Raw genomic sequence first — 23,445 nt, forward strand, 5'->3', positions numbered from 1 at the left:
AGAGACCGATGAGCCGTTCCGCGCACCCCGCCGGGCCCCGCCACGCCGACGTCCTGCCCGAGGGGCACTACTCCCCGCCGCCCGCCGACCTCAACGCGCTCGACGAGAAGGTCTGGGCCCGGACCGTGGGACGGAACCCCGACGGTGTCGTGACCGTGGGCGGCGTCCCCGTCACCACCCTCGCCCAGGAGTTCGGGACGCCCGCCTACTTCCTCGACGAGGAGGACTTCCGGGCCCGGTGCCGGGCCTGGGCGCACGCCTTCGGGCCGGACGCCGACGTCTTCTACGCCGGGAAGGCGTTCCTCTCCAAGGCCGTCGTGAAGTGGCTGCGGGAAGAGGGGCTGAACCTCGACGTGTGTTCCGGCGGGGAGCTGGCCACCGCACTCGCCGCCGGGATGCCCGCCGAGCGGATCGCCTTCCACGGCAACAACAAGTCCGTCGCGGAGATCACCCGGGCCGTCGAGGCCGGGGTCGGTCGCATCGTGCTCGACTCCTTCCAGGAGATCGCTCGAGTCGCGCACATCGCCCGCGAGCTCGGCGTACGCCAGCCCGTCCAGATCCGCGTGACCGTCGGCGTCGAGGCGCACACGCACGAGTTCATCGCGACCGCGCACGAGGACCAGAAGTTCGGCATCGCCGTCGCCGACGGTTCCGCGGCGGAGGCCGTCCGGCGCGCGCTCGGGCACGCCAGCCTCGAACTGCTCGGCGTCCACTCCCACATCGGCTCGCAGATCTTCGACATGGCCGGCTTCGAGGTGTCCGCGAAGCGGGTGGTCCGGCTGCTGGCCGCCGTACGCGACGAGCACGGCGTCGAGCTGCCCGAGATCGACCTCGGCGGCGGCCTCGGCATCGCGTACACCTCCTCCGACGACCCGCGCGAGCCCCAGGAGATCGCCAAGGCCCTGCACGAGATCGTCGCCCGCGAATGCGAGTCCGCCGGGCTGCGCGCGCCCCGCATCTCCGTCGAGCCCGGCCGGGCCATCGTCGGGCCCACCGCGTTCACGCTGTACGAGGTGGGCACCGTCAAGCCGCTCGAGGGGCTGCGCACGTACGTCTCCGTCGACGGCGGCATGTCCGACAACATCCGCACCGCCCTCTACGACGCCGAGTACTCCGTCACCCTCGTCTCCCGCGTCTCCGACGCCGAGCCCATGCTCGTCCGCGTCGTCGGCAAGCACTGCGAGAGCGGTGACATCGTGGTGAAGGACGCCTTCCTGCCGGCCGACCTGGCCCCGGGGGACCTCCTCGCCGTACCCGCCACCGGGGCGTACTGCCGCTCCATGGCCAGCAACTACAACCACGCGCTGCGGCCGCCCGTCGTGGCCGTGCGCGACGGTGAGGCCCGAGTGATCGTCCGGCGCGAGACGGAGGAAGATCTCCTGCGTCTCGACCTCGGATGAACCGGTTGTTTCTGGGGGAAGGCCCCATACCCCCAAAATAGGTGTCTCACTCAATGGACCGAGGATGGAAAGTGCTGTCCATTGAGTGAGACTGGTTGAGACCCGGCGCGCAACCCGCGCACCGGGTGGTGATGGAAGATCGAAAGGCGTAGGTCGAATGATGCGTACGCGTCCGCTGAAGGTGGCGCTGCTGGGCTGTGGAGTGGTCGGCTCAGAGGTGGCGCGCATCATGACGACGCACGCCGACGACCTCACGCAGAGGATCGGCGCGCCCGTCGAGCTCGCCGGCGTGGCCGTGCGCCGTCCCTCCAAGGTGCGCGAGGGCATCGACCCCGCGCTGGTCACCACCGATGCGACCGCCCTCCTCAAACGCGGCGACATCGACGTCGCCATCGAGGTCATCGGCGGCATCGAGCCCGCCCGCACCCTCATCACCACCGCCTTCGAGCACGGCATCTCCGTCGTCTCGGCGAACAAGGCGCTGCTCGCCCAGGACGGCGCGGCCCTGCACGCCGCGGCCGAGCAGCACGGGCTGGACCTGTACTACGAGGCCGCCGTCGCCGGCGCCATCCCGCTGGTCCGCCCGATGCGCGAGTCCCTCGCCGGCGACAAGATCAACCGGGTGATGGGCATCGTCAACGGCACGACGAACTTCATCCTCGACAAGATGGACTCCACGGGCGCCGGGTACCAGGAGGCGCTCGACGAGGCCACCGCCCTCGGGTACGCCGAGGCCGACCCGACCGCCGACGTCGAGGGCTACGACGCCGCCGCCAAGGCCGCGATCCTGGCCGGCATCGCCTTCCACACCCGGGTCCGCCTCGACGACGTCTACCGCGAGGGCATGACCGAGGTCAGCGCCGCGGACTTCGCCTCCGCCAAGCGCATGGGCTGCACCATCAAGCTCCTCGCGATCCTGGAGCGCGCCGCGGACGGGCAGTCCGTCACCGCTCGAGTGCATCCGGCGATGATTCCGCTCAGCCACCCGCTGGCCTCCGTGCGCGAGGCGTACAACGCGGTCTTCGTCGAGGCGGAGGCCGCCGGGCGGCTCATGTTCTACGGGCCCGGCGCGGGCGGTTCGCCGACCGCCTCGGCGGTCCTGGGCGACCTCGTCGCCGTCTGCCGCAACAAGCTCGCCGAGGCAACGGGGCCCGGCGAGTCGGCCTACACCCAGCTGCCGGTCAGCCCCATGGGCGACGTCGTCACGCGGTACCACATCAGCCTCGATGTGGCCGACAAGCCGGGCGTCCTCGCCCAGGTGGCGACGACGTTCGCGGAGCACGGTGTCTCGATCGACACCGTCCGCCAGCAGGGAAAGGACGGCGAGGCCTCCCTCGTCGTCGTCACCCACCGCGCACCCGACGCCGCCCTCTCCGGGACCGTCGAGGCGCTGCGGAAGCTGGACACCGTCCGCGGTGTCGCCAGCATCATGCGTGTTGAAGGGGAGTAAGGACCCATGAGCAGCAATCGCACCCACCAGTGGCGCGGCATCATCGAGGAGTACCGGGACCGCCTGCCGGTGACGGACGCGACTCCCGTGGTCACGCTCCGCGAGGGCGGCACTCCCCTCGTCCCCGCGCAGGTGCTCTCCGAGCGCACCGGCTGCGAGGTGCACCTGAAGGTCGAGGGCGCGAACCCCACCGGGTCCTTCAAGGACCGCGGCATGACCATGGCCATCACCAAGGCCAAGGAGGACGGCGCCAAGGCCGTCATCTGCGCCTCCACGGGCAACACCTCGGCCTCCGCCGCCGCGTACGCGGTGCGGGCCGGGATGGTCTCGGCCGTCCTCGTGCCCCGCGGCAAGATCGCGCTCGGCAAGATGGGCCAGGCCCTCGTGCACGGCGCCAAGATCCTCCAGGTGGACGGCAACTTCGACGACTGCCTGGACCTGGCCCGCGCGCTGTCCGACAACTACCCGGTCGCGCTGGTCAATTCCGTCAACCCGGTGCGCATCGAGGGCCAGAAGACCGCCGCGTTCGAGATCGTCGACGCGCTCGGCGACGCCCCCGACATCCACGTGCTGCCCGTCGGCAACGCCGGCAACATCACCGCGTACTGGAAGGGCTTCAAGGAGTACAAGGCCGACGGCCTGGCCTCCCGTACGCCCCGCGTGTGGGGTTTCCAGGCTTCCGGTTCCGCGCCCATCGTGCGCGGCGAGGTCGTCAAGGAGCCGCACACCATCGCGACCGCGATCCGCATCGGCAACCCGGCCTCGTGGGACTACGCGCTCGCCGCGCGCGACGAGTCGGGCGGCTTCATCGACGAGGTGACGGACCGCCAGATCCTGGCCGCCTACCGCCTGTTGGCCGCGCAGGAGGGCGTCTTCGTCGAGCCCGCCTCGGCCGCGTCCGTCGCCGGCCTGCTCAAGGCCGCGGAGCTCGGCCTGGTCGACCCCGGCCAGAAGATCGTATGCACCGTCACCGGAAACGGACTCAAGGACCCCGACTGGGCGGTCGCCGGCGCCCCGCAGCCGGTCACCGTCCCGGTCGACGCCGAAGCCGCGGCCGTCCGCCTCGGCCTGGTCTGACCCGGTCCGACCACCCCGTGGCAACACCCTGAGTCGCCGGGTTCCGGAAAGCCTCCGGAACCCGGCAACTCAGGCCGTACGGCACAAAAGTCAACGGCATCCAGCGGAATCCACCGGAAGACACCGACACGCATCGTGCGCCTCCTGTGCGCCCTATGTCGCGAGAGAACCTTCCTTCGATACGCTGTACTTACATCCGCCACCGCGCATATGACCGTGGTGCTGCCCAGAGGGCCTTCGGGTGTCGTACGTTCTCCAGTACATTCGCAGCGAGCCAGCGAAGATCTCGTCTCGCACAGTCACAAGGAGTGTCATCGGACGATGGCCGGTCCAGCGTTCCGCGCCGCCGCCGTACGGGTGCGCGTCCCCGCCAGCAGTGCCAACCTCGGCCCGGGCTTCGACGCCCTCGGCCTGGCCCTGGGGCTCTACGACGACGTAGTCGTCCGGGTGGCCGACTCCGGCCTGAACATCGACATCGCGGGCGAGGGCTCCGACACCCTCCCGCGGGACGAGAGCCACCTGCTCGTACGCTCCATGCGCACCGCCTTCGACCTGCTTGGCGGGCAGCCGCGCGGCCTCGAGGTCGTCTGCGCCAACCGCATCCCGCACGGCCGCGGCCTCGGGTCCTCCTCGGCCGCCATCTGCGCCGGCATCGTCGCCGCCCGCGCCGTGACCATAGGCGGAGAGGCCAAGCTCGACGACGCGGCCCTGCTCGAACTCGCCACCGAGATCGAGGGCCACCCCGACAACGTCGCCGCCTGTCTCCTCGGCGGCTTCACCCTCGCCTGGATGGACGGCGGCAGCGCCAAGGCGATCCGTATGGAGCCTGCCGATTCCATCGTTCCGGTGGTCTTCGTCCCCTCCAAGCCGGTCCTGACGGAGACCGCGCGCGGCCTGCTGCCGCGCAACGTCCCGCACGTGGACGCGGCCGTGAACGCAGGTCGTGCAGCCCTGCTCGTCGAAGCCCTGACCAGGCGTCCCGAGTTGCTGCTGCCGGCCACCGAAGACCGGCTCCACCAGGAGTACCGGTCCCCGGCGATGCCCGAGAGCGTGGCACTCGTCAACCGGCTGCGGGCGGACGGCATCCCCGCGGTCATCTCCGGCGCGGGCCCCACGGTCCTCGCGCTGGTCGACAACGGCGCGGCCGACAAGGTCGCGCAGCTCGCGGGCGAGGGATGGGCGGCGAACCGGCTCGCCCTCGACGCCGCGGGCGCGAGCGTACTTCCGCTGGGCACCCAGGGCGGCTAGGCCGTATGGGCATACCCGCCAGGGGCGGGCGGTCAGGGCAGGCCGCCCGCGCGGAAGGCGCGATTGCCGGTGATTGAGAGGGGGAATATCTGTTGGATCCGGTAGTGTTACTCTCAAGTGTGCAGCCGAAGCCGCCATGGCTCGGTGCTCAGTGTCCCCATCCGGGACCACCTTTCTTCCGGGAGCCTCCCCGACTGCTTTGATCGCTTCCAGCAGTTTCGAGCACGCTCCGGAATCGGCGTGACATTCCCACGCTTCCAGCTCGGGGGCTTCTCGCCGGAACCACCCATGCACGTTTCTCTCCGCCGTATCTCTATCGGCGGACCACCGCCCCGGCCGCGGTCCACGACCCACCAAGTCATGGCCCGTTGTCGGACAGCACAACCGGTCGCCGAGCCAGACAGGCCGACGTCCGCTCCAGGGAAGGACCCTTCGTGAGCGACACCACCGATCTGATGGGCGCTGCCGACACCAATGTCGACACCAGTGCCCCCGCCGCGGGCGCCGCGGCGACCACTGCCGGACGGCGGCGCCGCTCCGGCACCGGCCTCGAGGGCATGGTCCTGGCCGAGCTGCAGCAGGTCGCGTCGGGCCTCGGTATCAGGGGCACCGCGCGGATGCGCAAGAGCCAGCTGATCGAGGTCATCAAGGAGGCGCAGGCGGGCAGTGGTGCCCCCAAGGCCGCGGCTCCCGCCGCCGACGCCGCCGAGGCCAAGCCGAAGCGCCGCGCCACCAGCAAGGCCCGCACGGGTGAGGCCGCCGCCGAGGCGCCCGCCGAGAAGCCTGCCGCGCAGGCGCAGATCGAGATCCCGGGCCAGCCGGCCTCCGACGACGCCCCGGCCGGCGAGCGCCGCCGCCGTCGGGCCACGGCCCCCTCCGGCAGCCCGGAGGCCACGGCCCCCGCCGCCGTGCAGGTCGAGGCGAAGACCGAGACCGCCACCACCACCGCGACCGCGCCGGCCGAGGTCAAGGCCGAGGCCGCGACCGCCGTCTCCGCGCCCGCCCAGGAGGGCGAGGGCCGTGGCCGGCGCGAGCGCCGCGACCGCGGGGACCGTGCCGAGCGCGGCGACCGCCAGCGCGACCGCCGTGACCGCGGTGCCAAGGCCGACGAGCCGGGCCAGGGCGCCCAGGGCCAGGGCGCCCAGGGCCAGGGTCAGGGCGGCCAGGGCGGCGGCCGTGCGGACCGCCAGGACCGCCAGCAGCAGGGCGGCGGCCGTCAGGACCGCCAGCAGCAGGGCCGTCAGGACCGTCAGGGTCCCCAGGACAACGGTCCGCAGGACGACTTCGACGACGAGGGCGGCCGTCGCGGCCGTCGCGGCCGCTACCGCGACCGCCGTGGCCGTCGTGGCCGCGACGAGTTCGCGCCGAACGAGCCGCAGGTCGCCGACGACGACGTCCTGATCCCCGTCGCGGGCATCCTGGACATCCTCGACAACTACGCGTTCATCCGGACCTCGGGCTACCTGCCCGGCCCCAACGACGTGTACGTCTCCCTCGCCCAGGTCCGCAAGGCGGGTCTGCGCAAGGGCGACCACACCACCGGTGCCGTGCGCCAGCCCAAGGACGGCGAGCGCCGCGAGAAGTTCAACGCCCTCGTGCGCCTGGACTCGGTGAACGGCATGGCGCCCGAATCCGGCCGCGGCCGACCGGAGTTCCAGAAGCTGACCCCGCTGTACCCCCAGGACCGGCTCCGTCTGGAGACCGACCCGGGCGTGCTGACGACCCGCATCATCGACCTCGTGTCGCCGATCGGCAAGGGCCAGCGAGGCCTGATCGTGGCCCCGCCGAAGACCGGCAAGACCATGATCATGCAGGCGATCGCCAACGCGATCACCACGAACAACCCCGAGTGCCACCTGATGGTCGTCTTGGTCGACGAGCGTCCGGAAGAGGTCACCGACATGCAGCGGTCGGTCAAGGGCGAGGTCATCTCCTCGACCTTCGACCGCCCGGCCGAGGACCACACCACCGTCGCCGAGCTGGCCATCGAGCGCGCCAAGCGCCTCGTCGAGCTGGGTCACGACGTGGTCGTCCTGCTGGACTCCATCACCCGTCTGGGCCGCGCGTACAACCTCGCGGCGCCCGCCTCCGGCCGCATCCTGTCCGGTGGTGTCGACTCGACCGCGCTGTACCCGCCGAAGCGCTTCTTCGGTGCCGCGCGCAACATCGAGGACGGCGGCTCGCTGACGATCCTGGCCACCGCGCTGGTCGACACCGGCTCGCGCATGGACGAGGTGATCTTCGAGGAGTTCAAGGGCACCGGCAACATGGAGCTCAAGCTCGACCGGAAGCTCGCCGACAAGCGCATCTTCCCGGCCGTCGACGTCGACCCGTCGGGCACCCGCAAGGAGGAGATCCTCCTCAACAGCGAGGAGCTCGCCATCGTCTGGAAGCTGCGCCGGGTGCTGCACGCGCTCGACTCGCAGCAGGCCATCGAGCTCCTGCTCGACAAGATGAAGCAGACGAAGTCGAACGCCGAGTTCCTGATGCAGATCGCCAAGACGACCCCGTCGGGCAAGAACGACGACTGACCGTCGCCGCACCGCATCACCGAGGCCGCCCCCACCGCACACGCGGTGGGGGCGGCCCCGTGTTTTCAGCCTGTTTTCGGGTGTTTTCCCGGTTTTCCGCAGGTGCGAGCTTCGCCACACTCGCGGTTTTCGTGAACCTCGCGGGCGCGGCATGCGTCCCCCCGGGAAACCGCAGGTGGGCGCGGCGCCACGCCGCGCGCCTCCCGCCCAGCCCACCGCAGGGCACCTGGTACGGGACCCGCGCAGGCCGTGGAACCCTGGAGGGCATTCGGCCGTCTGTGTCAGCGGGCAGTGCAGGGAGGCCACTGGGCCGGACATCCGGCCGGGAACGCATTCAGGACTGAGGAGAGCATGAGCGAGGACAGCAGGGGCAGCGGCCGGCGTGCCGCGGGCCGGCGCCGACGGAAACCCTCGAAGGGGCGCAAGGCCCTCGTCATCGCCGCGTGGAGCGCCGCCGGCGTGGTCCTCCTGGGCGGGGCGGGGCTCGGCTGGTTCTACTTCCACCTGAACGGGAACCTGAAGACGGTCGACATCGACCAGGCGCTCGGCACCGACCGCCCGCAGAACGTGGACAACGGCTCGATGGACATCCTCGTCCTCGGCTCCGACTCCCGCGGCGGGGCGAATTCCGAGTACGGCCGGGACGACGGCGGCTCGGCCCGCTCCGACACGGCGATGATCGTCCACCTCTACGAGGGCCACAAGCAGGCCACCGTCGTCTCGATCCCGCGCGACACCATGGTCAACCGGCCGGCGTGCACGCTGGGCAACGGCAAGACCGACCGCGGCAGCTCGCGCTCGCAGTTCAACGAGTCGTTCACCATCGGCGGGGCCGCGTGCGCGGTCAAGACCGTCGAGAAGATGTCGGGGATCCGCATGGACCACTACATCGAGGTCGACTTCACGGGCTTCAAGAAGATCATCGACAACCTCGGCGGCGTCCAGCTCACCACCACCAAGCCCATCAAGGACGGCTCGAGCCACCTCGACCTCCCGGCCGGCCCCAACAAGCTGAACGGCGAGCAGGCCCTGGGCCTCGTACGGACCCGCAAGAGCGTCGGCGACGGCAGCGACCTGGGCCGAATACAACTCCAGCAGGCGTTCATGAAGGCCCTGATCAAGCAGGTCAGGGGCATCGGCATCTTCGACAACCCCAAGCGCCTGCTCGACCTCGCCGACACCGGCACGAAGGCGCTCACCACCGACAAGTCGCTCGGCGACGTGAAGTCCCTCATGGGCTTCGCCCAGAGCCTCCAGGGCATCGACGCCCAGAACATGAAGATGATCACCCTGCCCGTGGGCCCGGACGCCCGGGACGCCGACCGGGTCGCCCCGCTGACCAAGGAGTGCCAGCTGGTCTGGAGCGCGCTCCTGGCCGACCAGCCGGTCCCCGCCGAGGCCACCGCCAACTCGATGGGCGACAAGGGAACGGCCGGCGCGATCGTCCAGCAGCCGTAAAAAGCCTGCTCAGGGGCGTTCTGCAACAACCCGGAATAGATGCCGCTCCCGCCCCGTTGAGGGATGCGTCCTCAGAATTTTGACAGGCAGCCCGGTCCTGGCAGACTGGTCTGTCGGCCCCGGTTCACGCAGTGCGCAATTCGGCTCCTGCGACCCGGCGCCCTCCCGAATCTAGGAGACACCTTGAAGCGCGATGTTCACCCCGAGTACGTCGAGACCCAGGTCAGCTGCACCTGTGGCGCGTCGTTCACCACCCGTAGCACCCTGACCGAGGGCACCATCCGTGCCGAGGTCTGCTCCGAGTGCCACCCGTTCTACACGGGCAAGCAGAAGATCCTCGACACCGGTGGCCGTGTCGCCCGCTTCGAGGCCCGCTTCGGCAAGGCTGCCGGCTCGAAGTAGCGAGCCCCCGGCGCCGGACCCCGGCTGCACCCTGTCCACACGGGGGCAGCCGGACCGGCGCCTTTGTCGTCCCGCAGCCCTTTTTCGTACTTTTCACCCCAGGAGCCCCCGATGTTCGAGGCGGTCGAGGAACTGGTCGGCGAGCACGCCGACCTTGAGAAGAAGCTCGCCGACCCTTCGGTCCACTCGGATCAGGCCAACGCGCGCAAGCTCAACAAGCGCTATGCGGAGCTGACCCCGATCGTCGCGACCTTCCGCGCCTGGAAGCAGTCCGCCGAGGACATCGAGACGGCGAAGGAGTTCGCGGCCGACGACCCCGACTTCGTGGCCGAGGTGAAGGAACTGAGCGCGCAGCGCGAGGAGCTCACCGAGAAGCTCCGCCTGCTGCTCGTCCCGCGCGACCCCAGCGACGACAAGGACGTGCTCCTGGAGATCAAGGCGGGCGCGGGCGGCGACGAGTCCGCCCTGTTCGCCGGCGACCTGCTGCGCATGTACCTGCGCTACGCCGAGCGCGTGGGCTGGAAGACCGAGATCATCGACTCCACCGAGTCCGAGCTCGGCGGCTACAAGGACGTCCAGGTCTCCGTCCGCACCAAGGGCGGCAACGGTGCCACCGAGCCCGGCCAGGGCGTGTGGGCCCGCATGAAGTACGAGGGCGGTGTGCACCGCGTCCAGCGCGTTCCGGCCACCGAGTCGCAGGGCCGCATCCACACCTCCGCCGCCGGCGTGCTCGTCACCCCGGAGGCCGAAGAGGTCGAGGTCGAGATCAACCCGAACGACCTCCGCATCGACGTGTACCGCTCGTCGGGCCCCGGCGGCCAGTCCGTCAACACCACCGACTCGGCCGTGCGCATCACGCACGTCCCGACCGGTGTGGTCGCCTCCTGCCAGAACGAGAAGAGCCAGCTCCAGAACAAGGAGCAGGCGATGCGCATCCTGCGGTCGCGCCTGCTGGCCGCGGCCCAGGAAGCGGCCGAGCAGGAGGCCTCCGACGTGCGCCGCAGCCAGGTGCGCTCGGTGGACCGCTCCGAGAAGATCCGTACGTACAACTTCCCGGAAAACCGGATCTCGGACCACCGGACCGGCTTCAAGGCGTACAACTTGGACCAGGTGCTCGACGGCGACCTCGATTCGATGATCCAGGCCTGCGTCGACGCGGACTCGGCCGCCAAGCTGGCTTCCGCCCGCTGATCCCCGCCTGACCTGCTCGACCCGCCGATACCGGCACCCGCTCCACCCCCGTACGACAGCAGCCCGGAGGACCAGCGTGAACTTGCTGCTTGCCGAGGTGGCCCAGGCCACCCAGCGGCTGGCCGCCGCCGGCGTGCCCTCACCGCGCTTCGACGCGGAGGAGCTCGCGGCCTTCGTGCACGGCGTCAAGCGGGGGGAACTGCACCACGTCAAGGACGCGGACTTCGACGCCCGCTACTGGGAGGCCGTCGCCCGCCGCGAGGCGCGCGAGCCGCTCCAGCACATCACCGGCCGCGCGTTCTTCCGGTACCTGGAGCTCCAGGTCGGGCCCGGGGTCTTCGTGCCCCGGCCCGAGACCGAGTCGGTCGTGGACTGGGCCATACACGCCGTCCGGGCCATGGACGTGGTCGAGCCGATGATCGTGGACCTGTGCACCGGCTCCGGCGCCATCGCGCTGGCCATGGCGCAGGAGGTGCCGCGCTCGCGCGTGCACGCGGTCGAGCTGTCCGAGGACGCCCTGCGGTGGACGCGCAAGAACGCCGAGGGCTCCCGGGTCACCGTCCACCAGGGCGACGCGCTGAGCGCGCTGCCCGAGCTGGACGGCCAGGTCGACCTGGTGATCTCGAACCCGCCGTACATCCCGCTCACCGAGTGGGAGTACGTGGCTCCCGAGGCCCGCGACCACGACCCGGAGATGGCCCTCTTCTCCGGCGAGGACGGCCTCGACACCATCCGCGGCATCGAGCGCACCGCGCACCGGCTCCTGCGGCCCGGCGGCATCGTCGTCGTCGAGCACGCCGACACCCAGGGCGGCCAGGTTCCGTGGATCTTCGCGGAGGAGCTCGGCTGGGCCGACGCCGCCGACCATCCCGACCTGAACAACCGCCCGCGCTTCGCCACCGCCCGCAAGGCCCTGCCGTGACGGGCGCGACCCACCCCTCCACCCCCCTGCTGCACGAGGAGTCCCGCTGATGGCCCGGCGATACGACTGCAACGACGCGACGGACCGCAAGACGGGTCTGCGTGAAGCCGCATCCGCCGTGCGCCGCGGCGAGCTCGTCGTGCTGCCCACCGACACCCTGTACGGGATCGGCGCGGACGCCTTCAGCGCGGAGGCCGTCGGCGACCTGCTCGCCGCCAAGGGGCGCGGCCGCAACATGCCGACCCCCGTGCTCATCGGCTCCCCGAACACCCTGCACGGCCTCGTCACGGACTTCTCCGAGCAGGCCTGGGAGCTCGTCGACGCCTTCTGGCCGGGCGCGCTGACGCTGGTCGCCAAGCACCAGCCGTCGCTCGCCTGGGACCTGGGGGAGACCCGCGGCACCGTGGCCGTCCGCATGCCGCTGCACCCCGTCGCCATCGAGCTGCTCACCGAGGTCGGCCCGATGGCCGTGTCCTCGGCGAACCTTTCCGGGCACCCGGCGCCGGAGGACTGCGACGCGGCGCGCGAGATGCTGGGCGACTCCGTGTCCGTGTACCTGGACGGCGGTCCCACGCCCGGCATCCAGCCCTCGTCGATCGTCGACGTCACCGGGAAGGTTCCCGTCCTGCTGCGCGAGGGGGCGCTGACCGCCGAGCAGCTGCGGGAGGTCGTACCCGACCTCGAGGTGGCCCCGTGAGCCCTCAGGGGCGTGGCATAGCAAGCGGGCACACCCCCGGCGGCAGCCACGGCTGGGGGGATTCCCACCCGGCGGCGGCCGGAGGGGACACCTTCCGCATCCTCCACGTCAGCACCGGCAACGTGTGCCGCTCGCCCATCACCGAGCGGCTGACCCGGCATGCGCTGGCGCACCGGCTGGGGGGCATCCCGGCGAGCGACCTGATCGTGGAGAGCGCGGGGACCTGGGGCCACGAGGGTGCCCCGATGGAGGCGAACGCGGCGGCCGTGCTCGCGGACTTCGGTGCGGACGCCTCCGGTTTCACCGGGCGGGAGCTGCTCGACGAGCACGTCATACGCGCCGACCTGGTGCTGACCGCCACCCGCGACCACCGGGCGCAGGTCATCTCGATGGGGCACTCGGCGGGGCTGCGCACGTTCACGCTGAAGGAGTTCACGCGGCTGGTGCGGGCCATAGATCCGGCCACGCTGCCGCCGCTGGACGACGGCGTCGCCGAGCGCGCCCGTGCGCTGGTACGGGCCGCGGCCGCGCTGCGCGGGTGGCTGCTGGCGCCGTCGCCCGACGCGGACGAGGTGTACGACCCGTACGGGGCGCCGATCACCTTCTTCCGTTCGATCGGCGACGAGATCAACCAGGCGCTCGACCCGGTGGTCACGGCCCTGACGGGCGTCACGACCCGGCGCTGACGGGCATCTCCGCAGGGCGGGATCGGGGCCCCGGGCCTAGAGTGGGCCTATCCGGGACCGGCCACTGGGAGTCGCCATGAGCGTCATCACCCCGCCCACGGACCTGCTGCGGCAGCAGGATCCGCAGATGGCCGACGTGCTCGCAGGGGAGGCGCAGCGCCAGGCCGCCACCCTCCAGCTGAGCGCCGCCGAGAACTTCACCTCGCCCGCCGTGCTCGCAGCGCTCGGATCGGCGCTCGCCAACAAGTACGCCGAGGGATATCCGGGCCATCGATACCACGGCGGCTGCGAGTACGCAGACCTCGCCGAAGGGCTGGCCGTCGAGCGGGCCCGCGCGCTGTTCGGCGTCGAGCACGCCAACGTGCAGCCGCATTCCGGTTCCGCCGCCGTGCTGGCCGCGTACGCCGCGCTGCTGCGGCCCGGGGACACCGTGCTGGCGATGGGGCTCCCGTACGGGGGGCACCTCACGCACGGTTCGCCCGCCAACTTCTCCGGACGCTGGTTCGACTTCGTCGGGTACGGGGTCGACGCCGAGAGCGGCCTCATCGACTACCGGCAGGTGCAGCAGCTGGCGCGGACGCACCGCCCCAAGGCGATCGTCTGCGGGTCGATCTCCTACTCCCGGCACCCGGAGTACTCGGTGTTCCGGGAGATCGCCGACGAGGTCGGGGCGCACCTCATCGCGGACGCCGCCCATCCGATCGGGCTCGTCGCCGGCGGGGCCGCGCCCAGCCCCGTCCCGTACGCCGACATCGTCTGCGCGACGACCCACAAGGTGCTGCGCGGTCCGCGCGGCGGGATGATCCTGTGCGGCGCCGAGTTCGCCGAGCGGATCGACCGGGCGGTGTTCCCCTTCACCCAGGGCGGCGCCCAGATGCACACCATCGCCGCCAAGGCGGTGGCCTTCGGCGAGGCCGCGGCGCCCGCGTTCACCACGTACGCCCACCGGGTGGTGGCCAACGCCCGGGCGCTGGCCGAAGGGCTCGCGGCCAACGGCTTCGCGGTGACGACGGGCGGCACCGACACCCATCTGATCACCGCCGACCCGGCGCCGCTCGGCGTCGACGGTCCGACCGCCCGCGGCCGGCTCGCCGCCGCCGGGATCGTGCTGGACACCTGCGCCCTCCCGTACGGGGACCAGCGCGGGATCCGGCTCGGCACGGCGGCCGTCACCACGCAGGGCATGCGGGAGCCCGAGATGGCCCGGATCGCCGCGCTGTTCACCGCCGCACTGCGCGCGGAAGGGGCGAACACCCGCGCGGAAGTGGCCGAGCTGACGCGCGGATTTCCCCCGTACGGGCCGTAATACGGACAAGCGGGGCGTACCGCAACCGCGGTACCGCCCCCTCGCGTCCTCGGTGAGGGGTACATCGCAGCTAATGTGTGGGGCTGAGATGGCCGGCGATACATCTGGGGCAGCCCGTGCGTGAATATCTGCTGACGCTTTGCGTCACGGTCGCGGTGACCTACCTGCTCACCGGGCCCGTGCGGAAGTTCGCGATCGCGGCCGGTGCGATGCCGGAGATCCGCGCCCGCGACGTGCACCGCGAGCCCACTCCGCGGCTCGGCGGCATCGCCATGTTCGGCGGACTGTGCGCAGGGCTGCTGGTCGCCGACCACCTGCGCAACCTCAACGGCGTCTTCGAGCTGTCGAACGAACCGCGGGCGCTGCTCTCCGGAGCGGCCCTGATCTGGCTGATCGGCGTGCTCGACGACAAGTTCGAGATCGACGCCCTGATCAAGCTCGGCGCGCAGATGATCGCCGCCGGTGTGATGGTCATGCAGGGTCTGACGATGCTCTGGATCCCGGTCCCCGGCATCGGGACGGTCGCGCTGACCCAGTGGCAGGGCAACCTGCTCACCGTGGCCCTCGTCGTGATCACGATCAACGCGGTGAACTTCGTGGACGGCCTCGACGGCCTGGCCGCCGGCATGGTCTGCATCGCCGCCGCGGCGTTCTTCCTGTACTCGTACCGGATCTGGTTCGGCTACGGGATCGAGGCGGCCGCGCCCGCGACGCTGTTCGCCGCGATCCTGATGGGCATGTGCCTGGGCTTCCTGCCGCACAACATGCATCCGGCCCGGATCTTCATGGGCGACTCCGGATCGATGCTGATCGGCCTGGTGCTCGCCGCCGCCGCGATCTCCATCACCGGGCAGGTGGACCCGGACACCATGGCCCTGTTCGCCGGCGGTGAGCGCAACGCGACGCACGCAATGCTCCCGGTCTTCATTCCGCTTCTGCTCCCGCTGACGATCATCGCCATCCCGATGGCGGACCTGATCCTGGCCATCGTGCGGCGTACGTGGAAGGGCCAGTCGCCTTTCGCGGCCGACCGCGGGCACCTGCACCACCGACTGCTGGAACTCGGGCATTCGCACAGCCGCGCGGTGCTGATCATGTATTTCTGGTCAGGATTGATCGCCTTCGGGGCGGTGGCCTATTCGGTGCATTCCGCCTCGATGTGGATCGTGCTGGCCATCGTCGCGCTGAGCGCGGTGGGCCTGGTCCTGCTGCTCCTGCCGCGCTTCACCCCGCGCGCCCCGCGGTGGGCCGAGGGTCTGGTCCCGCCGCGCTACCGGCACGCGGAGCGCGCCGCCGAGGCGGCCGCACAGGACACCTCGGGCCGCGAGCCGGAGTCCGTCGGGCCGGTCAGGGTCGGCGTCTCGGGCGTCAACGGAGCGACCGCGGTAGGCCCCCGTTCGCGCTTCCCCGACCGGCGTAAGGCGGAGTCGACGCGCTGACGGCCGCGGCACATGTCCGACATGGGCGGCCTTTACCACACACATCCACGGCTTGTCGCGCACACACGGGCGGGTTAGCTCTCATGTGTGACAGTCAGCACACTCCGCAGGTAAAGCTCTCATCAAATAGTTTGTGATACCGTTCACTAAACCCGGCGACAGAGCCGAAGGACCGTAGTGCGACGGTCCATTGGCCCGAGGCGCGACCTCGGCCCGGGCTTACGCTCGTCCCGTACGAGTCCGTACGAGTCCGTGCCCCCACCACCACGCGGAGCAACCCGCCATGCGGTCTGATGACGTCCGATCCCTCCTGCATGCCGCTGTACCCACAGCTGCCGCCGGCGCTCTCGCCGCCGTCATCAGCGCCGTGGTGGCAGGCGGCAAGGGGGCTCTCGGCGCCGTCATTGCCACGCTGGTCGTGATGCTGTTCATGGGCATCGGATTCGTCGTTCTGCAACGCACCGCGAAATCGTTGCCGCACTTGTTCCAGGCCATGGGGCTGATGCTCTACACGGCCCAGATCCTGCTGCTCTTCGTCTTTCTCGCCGTGTTCAAGAACACGACGCTGTTCCACCCCAAGACCTTTGCGATCACGCTCGTCGCCACCACCCTCGTGTGGATCGGCGCACAGACGCGTGCTCATATGAAGGCCAAGATCCTCTACGTCGAACCGGACTCGACCAAGGGCGACAAGCCCGAAAATCCGGGGCCGAAGTCGTGAGGGGTAGGGCCGGAATAAGGGCGCGTTCGAGATGCTGCTATCGTCCGGTGCCAACTGCGGCATTGCGGGCGCGGGCATCTGAGCTGACGCCTGTTCCATCGCGAGGCTCGATGCCTGATCGCCGCCCCCACACCCGTAACACCAGTCCAGTGCCGAACAGCGGCTGTGCGCCGCGCCGACACAACGAGGTTGCCGTACCTATGCGCCACGCTGAAGGAGCCCGCGGTGAGTGCTGACCTGACGCAGGTGCTCGCTTTCGAGACCGACTGTCACATCTTCGACGGATGTGGCTTCCCCGGCCCGGGCCTGCACTCGTTCCTCTTCGAGCCGCTGTGGGGCGAAGCCGGCACCACCAGTGCGTACTTCAACAAGCCGATGCTGCTGGCCCTCCTGGGCTCGGTGATCATCGTCGCCTTCTTCTGGGCCGCGTTCCGGAAGCCGAAGGTCGTACCGGGCAAGCTCCAGATGGTCGCCGAGGCCGGCTACGACTTCGTGCGCCGCGGCATCGTGTACGAGACGCTGGGCAAGAAGGAGGGCGAGAAGTACGTCCCCTTCATGGTGTCGCTGTTCTTCTTCGTCTGGGTCCTGAACGTCTGGTCGATCGTCCCCGTGGCCCAGTTCCCGGTGACCGCGATCATCGCGTACCCGGCGGCGCTCGCAGCGATCGTCTACTTCATCTGGATGTCGGTGACGTTCAAGCGTCACGGCTTCGTCGGCGGACTCAAGAACCTGACGGGCTACGACAAGTCGCTCGGCGGCGTCCTGCCCCTGGTCATGGTCATCGAGTTCTTCTCGAACGTCCTGGTGCGCCCGTTCACCCACGCGGTCCGACTGTTCGCGAACATGTTCGCCGGTCACACCCTGCTGCTGCTGTTCACCATCGCCAGCTGGTACCTGCTGAACGGCATCGGGATCGCCTACGCGGGCGTCTCTTTCATCATGGTCATCGTGATGACGGCGTTCGAGCTCTTCATCCAGGCTGTCCAGGCCTACGTCTTCGTCCTCCTGGCCTGCAGCTTCATCCAGGGCGCACTCGCCGAGCACCACTGAGTCCGGTCCTCCCCCAAACCCCCTGTCGTCCGGTGGCCAACCCCCACCGGTCCGTGAAAGAGAAGGAAGAACTGGCATGTCCCAGATCCTCGCTGCCGCCGATGGCGTCACCGGCTCCCTCAGCTCCGTTGGTTACGGTCTCGCGGCCATCGGCCCGGGTGTCGGCGTCGGCATCATCTTCGGTAACGGCACGCAGGCTCTCGCCCGTCAGCCCGAGGCTGCCGGTCTGATCCGCGCCAACCAGATCCTCGGCTTCGCCTTCTGTGAGGCGCTCGCCCTCATCGGTCTGGTCATGCCGTTCGTCTACAGCTGACGAACCGCGACCACTAGTCCGATTAGACGAAAGGCACTGATGTGAACCTCCTGGTTCTCGCGGCCGAGACGGAAAACCCGCTCGTTCCGCCGATCCCCGAGCTCGTCATCGGTCTGATCGCCTTCGTCATCGTCTTCGGTTTCCTCGCGAAGAAGCTCCTCCCGAACATCAACAAGGTTCTGGACGAGCGCCGCGAGCAGATCGAGGGCGGTATCGAGAAGGCTGAGGCCGCTCAGACCGAGGCCCAGAGCGTGCTGGAGCAGTACAAGGCCCAGCTCGCCGAAGCCCGGCACGAGGCCGCGCGCCTGCGCCAGGAAGCGCTGGAGCAGGGCACTGCGCTCAAGGAAGAACTGCGCGCAGAGGGCCAGCGGCAGCGTGAGGAGATCATCGCTGCCGGCCACGCCCAGATCGCGGCCGACCGCAAGGCTGCCTCGCATGCACTGCGTCAGGACGTGGGCAAGCTCGCCACCGACCTGGCCGGAAAGCTCGTCGGCGAGTCCCTCGAGGACGCCGCCCGCCAGAGCCGCACGATCGACCGCTTCCTCAGCGAGCTCGAGGAGAAGGCCGAGGCGGCCCGATGAACGGAGCGAGCCGCGAGGCGCTGGCCTCCGCGCGCGAGCGTCTCGACGCGCTGACGGACAACACGTCCGTCGACGCGGCGAAGCTCGCCGGTGAGCTGGCTGCCGTCACCGCGCTGCTCGACCGTGAGGTCTCGCTGCGTCGGGTCATCACGGACCCGGCGCAGTCCGGCGAGGCCAAGGCCGAGCTGGTGCGTCGACTGCTGGGCACCCAGGTCGGCGGGGAAACCCTCGACCTGGTGTCGGGCATGGCCCGGTCCCGCTGGTCGCAGTCCCGCGACCTGGTCGACTCGCTGGAGGCCCTGGCGGCCACCGCCGACCTCACGGCCGCCCAGCAGGGCGGCGCGCTCGACAACGTCGAGGACGAGATCTTCCGCTTCGGCCGGATCGTCGCCTCGAACACCGAGCTGCGTGCGGCGCTGACCGACCGTGCGGCCACCGCCTCCGCCAAGAGCGAGCTGCTGCGCAGCCTGCTCGGCGGCAAGGCGAACGCCGTCACCGAGCGCCTGGTCGCCCGTCTTGTCACGCACCCGCGTGGACGTAGCCTGGAAGCGGGACTCGAGTCCCTTTCCAAGCTCGCCGCCGAGCGCCGTGACCGCATGGTCGCCACCGTGACCAGCGCGGTTCCGCTCAGCGACGTGCAGAAGCAGCGTCTCGGCGCGGTGCTGGCCAAGCTGTACGGCCGCCAGATGCACCTGAACCTCGACGTGGACCCCGAGGTCCTCGGCGGGATCACGGTGCGAGTCGGCGACGAGGTCATCGACGGCACCATCGCGGACCGCCTCGCAGAGGCGACCCGTCGCATGGCCGGCTGACCCCAGCCACCAATAGAACAAAAGCATTCCTAGCGGCCCGGTTGGGCCGTGCAGAACTTGCAGAAGATTCCTGGGGGTCGCCCCCAGACCCCTAAGAAGCTTCAGGCCCAACAAGGAGAGCAGGGAACCCAGATGGCGGAGCTCACGATCCGGCCGGAGGAGATCCGGGACGCACTGGAGAACTTTGTCCAGTCGTACCAGCCGGACGCGGCCTCGCGCGAGGAGGTCGGAACGGTCAGCGTTGCCGGCGACGGCATCGCGAAGGTGGAGGGCCTGCCCTCCGCCATGGCGAACGAGCTGCTGAAGTTCGAGGACGGCACCCTCGGTCTCGCCCTCAACCTCGACGAGCGCGAGATCGGTGCGGTCGTCCTCGGCGAGTTCAGCGGTATCGAGGAGGGCCAGTCGGTGCAGCGCACCGGCGAGGTGCTCTCCGTCGGCGTCGGCGAGGGCTACCTCGGCCGCGTCGTCGACCCGCTCGGCAACCCGATCGACGGTCTCGGCGAGATCGCGACCGAAGGCCGTCGCGCCCTCGAGCTGCAGGCCCCGGGCGTCATGGTCCGCAAGTCGGTGCACGAGCCCATGCAGACCGGCTACAAGGCCATCGACGCGATGGTGCCCGTCGGCCGCGGCCAGCGTCAGCTGATCATCGGTGACCGTCAGACCGGCAAGACCGCTCTGGCCGTCGACACGATCATCAACCAGCGCGACAACTGGCGCTCCGGCGACGTGAACAAGCAGGTCCGCTGCATCTACGTCGCCATCGGCCAGAAGGGCTCGACCATCGCGTCCGTTCGCGGCGCCCTGGAAGACGCCGGCGCGCTCGAGTACACGACGATCGTCGCCGCCCCGGCGTCCGACCCGGCCGGCTTCAAGTACCTGGCGCCGTACACCGGTTCTGCCATCGGCCAGCACTGGATGTACGCCGGCAAGCACGTCCTGATCATCTTCGACGACCTGTCGAAGCAGGCCGACGCCTACCGCGCCGTGTCGCTGCTGCTGCGCCGCCCGCCGGGCCGTGAGGCCTACCCGGGTGACGTCTTCTACCTGCACTCCCGTCTGCTGGAGCGCTGCGCGAAGCTCTCCGACGACATGGGCGCCGGTTCGATGACCGGTCTGCCGATCGTCGAGACCAAGGCGAACGACGTGTCGGCGTTCATCCCGACCAACGTCATCTCCATCACCGACGGCCAGTGCTTCCTGGAGTCCGACCTGTTCAACGCGGGCCAGCGCCCGGCGCTGAACGTCGGCATCTCGGTCTCCCGCGTCGGTGGCTCGGCCCAGCACAAGGCCATGAAGCAGGTTTCCGGCCGTCTGCGTCTGGACCTCGCCCAGTACCGCGAGCTCGAGGCGTTCGCCGCCTTCGGTTCCGACCTGGACGCCGCTTCGAAGGCCTCGCTGGAGCGCGGCAAGCGCCTCGTCGAGCTGCTGAAGCAGGGCCAGTACCAGCCGATGCCCGTCGAGGAGCAGGTCGTCTCCGTCTGGGCCGGCACCACCGGCAAGATGGACGACGTCCCGGTGAACGACATCCGTCGCTTCGAGTCGGAGCTGCTGGAGCACCTGCGCCGCGAGCGCAAGGACCTCCTCACCTCCATCGCCGACGGCGGCAAGATGTCGGACGACACCCTGACGTCGATCGCCGACGCCATCGCCGGCTTCAAGCAGCAGTTCGAGACCTCGGACGGCAAGCTCCTGGGCGAGGACGCGCCGGCCGTCAACGTCTCCAAGTGACGACGGAAGGGACCTGACTCATGGGAGCGCAGCTCCGGGTCTACAAGCGTCGCATCCGTGCCGTCACGGCGACCAAGAAGATCACCAAGGCGATGGAAATGATCGCCGCCTCGCGCATCGTCAAGGCGCAGCGCAAGGTGGCGGCATCGATGCCGTACGCGACCGAGCTCACCCGTGCGGTGACCGCGGTGGCGACCGGTTCGAACACCAAGCACGCCCTGACCACCGAGGTCGAGGCGCCGGTGCGCGCCGCGGTCCTGCTCATCACGAGCGACCGCGGTCTGGCCGGCGGCTACTCCTCCAACGCCATCAAGCAGGCGGAGCGGCTCACCGAGCGGCTGCGCGGCGAGGGCAAGGAGGTCGACACGTACATCGTCGGCCGTAAGGGTCTGGCCTACTTCGGCTTCCGCGAGCGCAAGGTCGCGGATTCGTGGACCGGCTTCACGGACAGCCCGGCCTACGCCGACGCCAAGCGCGTCGCGGCGCCGCTGATCGAGGCCATCCAGACGGAAACGGCCGAGGGTGGCGTCGACGAGCTGCACATCGTCTACACGGAATTCGTGTCGATGATGACGCAGACCGCGGTCGACGGCCGGATGCTGCCGCTCAGCTTCGACAAGCCCGAAGAAGAGTCCGGCGCGAAGGCCGAAATCCTTCCGCTGTTCGACTTCGAGCCGTCGGCGGAGGACGTCCTCGACGCCCTGCTGCCGCGCTACGTCGAGAGCCGTATCTACAACGCACTGCTGCAGTCGGCCGCTTCCGAGCACGCCGCCCGCCGCCGCGCGATGAAGTCGGCGACCGACAACGCCGGGGATCTCATCAAGAGCCTCTCCCGGCTTGCCAACGCGGCCCGCCAGGCCGAAATCACCCAGGAAATCAGCGAGATCGTCGGTGGCGCCAGCGCCATGGCCGACGCGACCGCGGGGAGTGACAAGTAATGACGACCTCTGTTGAGACGGCCGCCGCCACGGGCCGCGTCGCCCGGGTCATCGGCCCGGTCGTCGACGTGGAGTTCCCCGTCGACGCGATGCCCGACATCTACAACGCGCTGAAGGTCCAGGTCGCCGACCCGGCCGAGAACGGTGCGCTCAAGACGCTGACCCTCGAGGTCGCCCAGCACCTGGGTGACGGCGTGGTCCGCACGATCTCCATGCAGCCCACCGACGGTCTGGTCCGCCAGGCCCCGGTGACCGACACGGGCGAGGGCATCACCGTCCCCGTCGGTGACTTCACCAAGGGCAAGGTCTTCAACACCCTGGGTGAGGTGCTCAACTACCCCGAGGCGAACGCCGAGGTCACCGAGCGCTGGCCCATCCACCGCAAGGCGCCCCGCTTCGACGAGCTCGAGTCGAAGACCGAGATGTTCGAGACCGGCGTCAAGGTCATCGACCTTCTCACCCCGTACGTCAAGGGTGGAAAGATCGGTCTGTTCGGTGGTGCCGGTGTCGGCAAGACCGTTCTGATCCAGGAAATGATCTACCGCGTCGCCAACAACCACGACGGTGTGTCGGTGTTCGCGGGCGTCGGTGAGCGTACCCGTGAGGGCAACGACCTCATCGAGGAAATGGCCGACTCCGGCGTCATCGACAAGACGGCGCTCGTCTTCGGCCAGATGGACGAGCCCCCGGGCACCCGTCTGCGCGTCGCCCTGGCCGGTCTGACCATGGCGGAGTACTTCCGCGATGTGCAGAAGCAGGACGTGCTCTTCTTCATCGACAACATCTTCCGTTACACCCAGGCCGGTTCGGAGGTGTCGACCCTTCTGGGCCGCATGCCGTCCGCCGTGGGTTACCAGCCGAACCTGGCTGACGAGATGGGTCTGCTGCAGGAGCGCATCACCTCGACCCGCGGTCACTCGATCACCTCGATGCAGGCGATCTACGTCCCCGCGGACGACCTGACCGACCCGGCGCCGGCCACCACGTTCGCCCACCTCGACGCGACGACGGTTCTCTCCCGTCCGATCTCCGAGAAGGGCATCTACCCGGCCGTGGACCCGCTGGACTCGACGTCCCGCATCCTCGACCCGCGGTACATCGCGGCGGACCACTACGCCACGGCGATGCGCGTCAAGGGGATCCTGCAGAAGTACAAGGACCTCCAGGACATCATCGCGATCCTCGGCATCGACGAGCTGGGCGAGGAGGACAAGCTCGTTGTCCACCGTGCCCGTCGCGTCGAGCGCTTCCTGTCGCAGAACACCCACGTGGCGAAGCAGTTCACCGGCGTGGACGGTTCGGACGTTCCGCTCGACGAGTCGATCACCGCGTTCAACGCGATCTGCGACGGTGACTACGACCACTTCCCCGAGCAGGCGTTCTTCCTGTGCGGTGGCATCGAGGACCTGAAGGCCAACGCCAAGGAGCTGGGCGTCTCCTGAAGCCGCGCTCCTCGCGAGCACAGCTGATCGACGGAGAGGGGCGGGTGTGTCCC

At 69.8% G+C, this 23,445-nt stretch carries 21 protein-coding genes; all 21 read left to right on the forward strand.

Going from position 1 to position 23,445, the window contains the following annotated elements; all coding sequences use genetic code 11:
* The first annotated feature begins 8 nt into the window (after nt 1-8).
* Nucleotides 9-1,400, forward strand: coding sequence for a diaminopimelate decarboxylase (lysA, locus tag ACZ49B_RS01255; protein WP_468299278.1), 1,392 nt, complete (start codon nt 9-11; stop codon nt 1,398-1,400).
* A 160-nt stretch (nt 1,401-1,560) separates the two neighbouring features.
* Entirely contained in the window at nt 1,561-2,850 is a 1,290-nt protein-coding gene (locus ACZ49B_RS01260; RefSeq protein ID WP_468299845.1) for a homoserine dehydrogenase, read from the forward strand.
* Nucleotides 2,851-2,856: 6 nt separating this feature from the next.
* Entirely contained in the window at nt 2,857-3,927 is a 1,071-nt protein-coding gene (gene thrC, locus ACZ49B_RS01265) for a threonine synthase (RefSeq protein ID WP_365922300.1), read from the forward strand.
* Between the two features lie 321 nt (nt 3,928-4,248).
* Nucleotides 4,249-5,175, forward strand: a complete 927-nt coding sequence (thrB, locus tag ACZ49B_RS01270) for a homoserine kinase (RefSeq protein ID WP_468299281.1) — start codon at nt 4,249-4,251, stop codon at nt 5,173-5,175.
* A 434-nt stretch (nt 5,176-5,609) separates the two neighbouring features.
* Nucleotides 5,610-7,706, forward strand: coding sequence for a transcription termination factor Rho (gene rho, locus ACZ49B_RS01275; RefSeq protein WP_468299283.1), 2,097 nt, complete (start codon nt 5,610-5,612; stop codon nt 7,704-7,706).
* A 351-nt stretch (nt 7,707-8,057) separates the two neighbouring features.
* The gene (locus tag ACZ49B_RS01280) at nt 8,058-9,164 is read left to right on the forward strand and encodes an LCP family protein (protein ID WP_468299285.1); all 1,107 of its coding nucleotides are present in this window, start codon (nt 8,058-8,060) and stop codon (nt 9,162-9,164) included.
* A gap of 183 nt (nt 9,165-9,347) precedes the next feature.
* On the forward strand, nt 9,348-9,566 hold the full coding sequence (rpmE, locus tag ACZ49B_RS01285; RefSeq protein WP_030153765.1) for a 50S ribosomal protein L31: 219 nt from the start codon (nt 9,348-9,350) through the stop codon (nt 9,564-9,566).
* Nucleotides 9,567-9,677: 111 nt separating this feature from the next.
* The gene (gene prfA / locus ACZ49B_RS01290) at nt 9,678-10,757 is read left to right on the forward strand and encodes a peptide chain release factor 1 (RefSeq protein ID WP_468299287.1); all 1,080 of its coding nucleotides are present in this window, start codon (nt 9,678-9,680) and stop codon (nt 10,755-10,757) included.
* Nucleotides 10,758-10,833: 76 nt separating this feature from the next.
* Nucleotides 10,834-11,679, forward strand: coding sequence for a peptide chain release factor N(5)-glutamine methyltransferase (prmC, locus tag ACZ49B_RS01295; protein ID WP_365165823.1), 846 nt, complete (start codon nt 10,834-10,836; stop codon nt 11,677-11,679).
* Nucleotides 11,680-11,728: 49 nt separating this feature from the next.
* Nucleotides 11,729-12,376, forward strand: a complete 648-nt coding sequence (locus ACZ49B_RS01300; RefSeq protein ID WP_008738155.1) for an L-threonylcarbamoyladenylate synthase — start codon at nt 11,729-11,731, stop codon at nt 12,374-12,376.
* Nucleotides 12,373-13,062, forward strand: coding sequence for an arsenate reductase/protein-tyrosine-phosphatase family protein (locus ACZ49B_RS01305; RefSeq protein WP_468299290.1), 690 nt, complete (start codon nt 12,373-12,375; stop codon nt 13,060-13,062). Before ACZ49B_RS01300 ends, ACZ49B_RS01305 begins: the two co-directional genes overlap by 4 nt.
* Nucleotides 13,063-13,138: 76 nt before the next feature.
* Nucleotides 13,139-14,368 (forward strand): serine hydroxymethyltransferase, encoded by a 1,230-nt coding sequence (locus ACZ49B_RS01310; RefSeq protein WP_468299292.1) that lies wholly within the window; start codon nt 13,139-13,141, stop codon nt 14,366-14,368.
* A gap of 116 nt (nt 14,369-14,484) precedes the next feature.
* Nucleotides 14,485-15,807: an MraY family glycosyltransferase gene (locus ACZ49B_RS01315; protein WP_468299294.1), complete on the forward strand. Its 1,323-nt coding sequence runs from the start codon at nt 14,485-14,487 to the stop codon at nt 15,805-15,807.
* 283 nt (nt 15,808-16,090) lie between these two features.
* Nucleotides 16,091-16,528 carry a hypothetical protein gene (locus tag ACZ49B_RS01320; RefSeq protein ID WP_468299296.1) on the forward strand — a complete coding sequence of 146 codons (438 nt, stop codon included), beginning with the start codon at nt 16,091-16,093 and terminating at the stop codon, nt 16,526-16,528.
* A 225-nt stretch (nt 16,529-16,753) separates the two neighbouring features.
* Entirely contained in the window at nt 16,754-17,578 is an 825-nt protein-coding gene (atpB, locus tag ACZ49B_RS01325; protein WP_133896869.1) for a F0F1 ATP synthase subunit A, read from the forward strand.
* Nucleotides 17,579-17,654: 76 nt separating this feature from the next.
* Nucleotides 17,655-17,891 (forward strand): ATP synthase subunit c family protein, encoded by a 237-nt coding sequence (locus ACZ49B_RS01330; protein WP_030153776.1) that lies wholly within the window; start codon nt 17,655-17,657, stop codon nt 17,889-17,891.
* A 41-nt stretch (nt 17,892-17,932) separates the two neighbouring features.
* Complete coding sequence (locus ACZ49B_RS01335; RefSeq protein ID WP_468299299.1) at nt 17,933-18,472, forward strand: F0F1 ATP synthase subunit B; 540 nt, start codon at nt 17,933-17,935, stop codon at nt 18,470-18,472.
* Nucleotides 18,469-19,284: a F0F1 ATP synthase subunit delta gene (locus ACZ49B_RS01340; RefSeq protein ID WP_468299301.1), complete on the forward strand. Its 816-nt coding sequence runs from the start codon at nt 18,469-18,471 to the stop codon at nt 19,282-19,284. Before ACZ49B_RS01335 ends, ACZ49B_RS01340 begins: the two co-directional genes overlap by 4 nt.
* A gap of 132 nt (nt 19,285-19,416) precedes the next feature.
* Complete coding sequence (gene atpA, locus ACZ49B_RS01345) at nt 19,417-21,012, forward strand: F0F1 ATP synthase subunit alpha (protein ID WP_468299303.1); 1,596 nt, start codon at nt 19,417-19,419, stop codon at nt 21,010-21,012.
* A gap of 20 nt (nt 21,013-21,032) precedes the next feature.
* On the forward strand, nt 21,033-21,950 hold the full coding sequence (locus ACZ49B_RS01350; RefSeq protein WP_468299305.1) for a F0F1 ATP synthase subunit gamma: 918 nt from the start codon (nt 21,033-21,035) through the stop codon (nt 21,948-21,950).
* Nucleotides 21,950-23,392: a F0F1 ATP synthase subunit beta gene (gene atpD / locus ACZ49B_RS01355; RefSeq protein WP_468299307.1), complete on the forward strand. Its 1,443-nt coding sequence runs from the start codon at nt 21,950-21,952 to the stop codon at nt 23,390-23,392. The genes ACZ49B_RS01350 and atpD overlap by 1 nt, the downstream gene beginning before the upstream one ends.
* Nucleotides 23,393-23,445 lie beyond the last annotated feature (53 nt).

The organism is Streptomyces sp. NPDC031132 (assembly GCF_055570595.1).

Excerpts from the sequence above, each read along its gene's own strand:
- lysA (WP_468299278.1), top strand. The coding sequence starts at position 9 with ATGAGCCGTTCCGCGCACCCCGCCGGGCCCCGCCACGCCGACGTCCTG.
- ACZ49B_RS01260 (WP_468299845.1), top strand. The coding sequence starts at position 1,561 with ATGCGTACGCGTCCGCTGAAGGTGGCGCTGCTGGGCTGTGGAGTGGTC.
- thrC (WP_365922300.1), top strand. The coding sequence starts at position 2,857 with ATGAGCAGCAATCGCACCCACCAGTGGCGCGGCATCATCGAGGAGTAC.
- thrB (WP_468299281.1), top strand. The coding sequence starts at position 4,249 with ATGGCCGGTCCAGCGTTCCGCGCCGCCGCCGTACGGGTGCGCGTCCCC.
- ACZ49B_RS01280 (WP_468299285.1), top strand. The coding sequence starts at position 8,058 with ATGAGCGAGGACAGCAGGGGCAGCGGCCGGCGTGCCGCGGGCCGGCGC.
- prfA (WP_468299287.1), top strand. The coding sequence starts at position 9,678 with ATGTTCGAGGCGGTCGAGGAACTGGTCGGCGAGCACGCCGACCTTGAG.
- ACZ49B_RS01300 (WP_008738155.1), top strand. The coding sequence starts at position 11,729 with ATGGCCCGGCGATACGACTGCAACGACGCGACGGACCGCAAGACGGGT.
- ACZ49B_RS01310 (WP_468299292.1), top strand. The coding sequence starts at position 13,139 with ATGAGCGTCATCACCCCGCCCACGGACCTGCTGCGGCAGCAGGATCCG.
- ACZ49B_RS01320 (WP_468299296.1), top strand. The coding sequence starts at position 16,091 with ATGCGGTCTGATGACGTCCGATCCCTCCTGCATGCCGCTGTACCCACA.
- ACZ49B_RS01330 (WP_030153776.1), top strand. The coding sequence starts at position 17,655 with ATGTCCCAGATCCTCGCTGCCGCCGATGGCGTCACCGGCTCCCTCAGC.
- ACZ49B_RS01340 (WP_468299301.1), top strand. The coding sequence starts at position 18,469 with ATGAACGGAGCGAGCCGCGAGGCGCTGGCCTCCGCGCGCGAGCGTCTC.
- atpA (WP_468299303.1), top strand. The coding sequence starts at position 19,417 with ATGGCGGAGCTCACGATCCGGCCGGAGGAGATCCGGGACGCACTGGAG.
- ACZ49B_RS01350 (WP_468299305.1), top strand. The coding sequence starts at position 21,033 with ATGGGAGCGCAGCTCCGGGTCTACAAGCGTCGCATCCGTGCCGTCACG.
- atpD (WP_468299307.1), top strand. The coding sequence starts at position 21,950 with ATGACGACCTCTGTTGAGACGGCCGCCGCCACGGGCCGCGTCGCCCGG.